This is a genomic window from Aurantimonas sp. C2-5-R2, assembly GCF_036549495.1.
Lineage (GTDB): Bacteria > Pseudomonadota > Alphaproteobacteria > Rhizobiales > Rhizobiaceae > Aurantimonas > Aurantimonas coralicida_A.
This window is the reverse complement of sequence record NZ_JAZHLJ010000177.1, coordinates 1-2,771: the sequence shown is the minus strand read 5'-3', so window position 1 is coordinate 2,771 and position 2,771 is coordinate 1. Positions and strand designations below refer to the sequence as shown.

General features: G+C 59.4%; 3 protein-coding genes. 1 reads left to right on the top strand and 2 read right to left on the bottom strand.

The window, feature by feature from the left end; genetic code table 11:
* Positions 1 to 67 precede the first annotated feature (67 nt).
* On the bottom strand, positions 68 to 742 hold the full coding sequence (locus tag VQ044_RS24565) for a hypothetical protein (protein WP_327650266.1): 675 nt from the start codon (positions 740 to 742) through the stop codon (positions 68 to 70).
* Positions 743 to 1,472: 730 nt separating this feature from the next.
* Positions 1,473 to 1,901, bottom strand: coding sequence for a hypothetical protein (locus VQ044_RS24560; protein WP_331827853.1), 429 nt, complete (start codon positions 1,899 to 1,901; stop codon positions 1,473 to 1,475).
* A 257-nt stretch (positions 1,902 to 2,158) separates the two neighbouring features.
* Here VQ044_RS24560 and VQ044_RS24555 point away from each other — a divergent pair.
* The coding region (locus tag VQ044_RS24555) for a class I fructose-bisphosphate aldolase (RefSeq protein WP_331827852.1) at positions 2,159 to 2,771 on the top strand (613 nt) is incomplete at its 3' end.

The following is a 2,771-nucleotide window of genomic DNA, read 5'->3' as shown; positions in this document are numbered from 1 at the left end:
CTCCTCAGTGGAATCGGCACCCCGAGCCTAACGGCTCGAGGCGGGCAACGCCGCCCACTTCAGAGTTTCAACAGAGACCGGGACATTCCCCCTCGACCAGCTGCTGCATGTCGCTGGCCAATTCCTGGATCGGCGTGCCCAAGGCGAACAACGTTCCAATACCGACCGCCGTACCCATTAAATTACGTCCGATCGCCGCACTGGCTGTCGCCCGTTGCGATGCCGCAACGGCCTCCGATTCAATTACTTCCGCGACGTGCGCCATCGCACTCTCAAGGATCGAGAACTGCTCCTGGAATACGCCCATTCTCGACATCGCTGCCGTGGGATTCCTCGCGGCCAGTGTGGTTAAGTCGACGGCGAGAGCCGTATATTCCTCCATAGGCACCTTGACGTCGTCCAAACTCTTGCGAATTTCCGGATCCTGCGCGAGCTCGCCGTTTTCAGCGATAGCCTGGTAAAAGATTCCGGTATGCTCGGCAACGTCTGCCTTTACCGTTTCCAAGTCGATATTCGCCGATGGATCCGCGGCGAGAACAGATGCAAGGACGTCCGATCGCAGCGCGTCATGCATCATGTCCGCCTGCATATGGTTCCGCAGGACTTGGGACGACCTTAGTGTCTCTTCCAGCCCATCGCGGAGCTGCCCCGTCATCCAGAAACCGGTCGCGGCCGTTCCGGACACAAGAAGGAAAACCAAGACTCCCAGCAGAGTCATCTTGTTCTTGATACTTTTCAACATAGCCTGCGCCCCTCGAAAATGCGGGATTTCTTATTTTTTGGCGCCATCGGAACGATTGCGCCGAGTTCCTAAATTTAACTCACCTGGGCGCATCGTGCGCCAGATGAGGCTCATGTCGCGAGGAGGGCGTAGGGAGAAAGCGCCGCATAAGGGGCGACATAGTCCGGATGCTTTTCCTCATTTCAATCGATCGGCGCGAAGCTAGGGCACCCTTAGGGAAGGGGTCGGTAGCGACACCGTTCGATGGAGCCGGAACATCAGAGATATTGGTTACCAATCCGTTATTTTTGGAGAAATACCGACTGTCGCCTCAATAATTTATTTTCATTATATTTCAATGTGACGCTTATACTAAATGACAATTAGGTAAATCCTGAAGCGGAGAGTCGCCCCTTTCGCAGGGAAAGGCTCCCCGAATGAACGGTAAGCACGGGCCGATGGCGGTTTCCATGCCGTCATCGGACTCCTTACGCGACGGCAAGATGTCGCAGGGAAATCCCCTTGCGCCAGGCCACGCAAATCGCGGCCGAAAGCATGCAACAGAGACCGCGCATCGCGAGCGGCATACGCTTTGAGGGGGAAAGTTGATTCGGTCCGTCACCGCCGACCTGAAACAACAGATCAACCGCACTGGCCTTCGTGATGGCCACTTTTCACGGCTATCACCGTGCGCCGGGCACCAGGAGTATGCCTGCACCCCTCGGGCCTGCGGGGAGCGAGCGCCGGTGTGTCAGCCGATAAAATCGAAGAAGTAGCTCGCCAGGGCGAGAATGACGCCGACGATCACGGTCGGAATGAGGATGCTCTCGCTCTGACGCACGCCGTCATTTTCCAAACCGGCCTCATCGGCTGGACGAGATCGCAGGTGGAAACCACGACGACCGAGCTTGACGGTTTGCGGGACCCATTCGGCCGGCTCCATGCGGAAGGGGGTGTGGTGAACGAGCGGGGCGGCCGACCGTTGTTGGACCGCTGTCTTTTGCCCTGACCTGCGCCCTCGAGGGCGTACAGGGAAAGCCAACTTGGCCCGCGCTCGGGGAGCGGCCGACGCGTCCGGATCGGCGGGCGCAAGAGGCCGCTCCGCAACGCCGTTTCCGGCGAACATCAAGTCTGAATCGACCCCGAATGGCGATGGGAATGCCGAAACACCGCGTGTCATCGTGATTACCTCCACCTTGAGGAAACGCGGAAACCAAAGATTGGTTCAATTGAGTAAAGGCTCGGCAAAACTGAGTGACGGCCACGCAGAACGGATCCGGATAATGGAATGATCGCGCACCGCGGGTCCTTCAACCGATTTTAATATGCGCGGGCGGCGTGACGCATCTGGACGTCGCCGCGCCGGGGCCCCAGAAGAAAGCCATGGGAAGCGGCGAGGCTCTTGATGCCCGCCGGCGAGGCAAAGGAGCAAGTGAAATGCTGAGAACAGACACCGTCCGGAACATCCTGTCCTGGTACGAGGGCGAGACCCCGGGCCTGAAGAGCAATCTTTCACGCCTCCTGATGCATGGCCGGTTGGCGGGGACCGGACGAGTGGTGATCCTGCCGGTCGATCAGGGCTTCGAGCATGGACCGGCGCGCAGCTTCGCACCCAACCCGGTCGCCTACGACCCGCATTATCTTTACGAACTGGCGATCGATTCCGGCGTTTCGGGCTATGCCGCGCCGCTCGGGCTTCTGGAGCAGGGCGCCGACACGTTCGCCGGTGAGGTGCCGCTGATTCTCAAGCTCAACAGCGGCAATTCTCTCGTTGGCGGCAGCGACCAGGCGCTGACCGGCAAGGTCGAAGACGCGATGCGGCTGGGCTGCGTCGGCGTCGGGTTCACCATCTATCCGGGATCCGACCACTCCTACGACATGATGGAGGAACTGCGTGAGATCAGTCTCGAGGCGAAGTCGCGCGGGCTGATGACCGTCGTCTGGTCCTACCCGCGCGGTGGCAAGGTTTCCAAGGAGGGTGAAACCGGCTTCGATATCATCGCCTATGCGGCGCATATGGCAGCATTGATGGGCGCGACCATCATCAAGG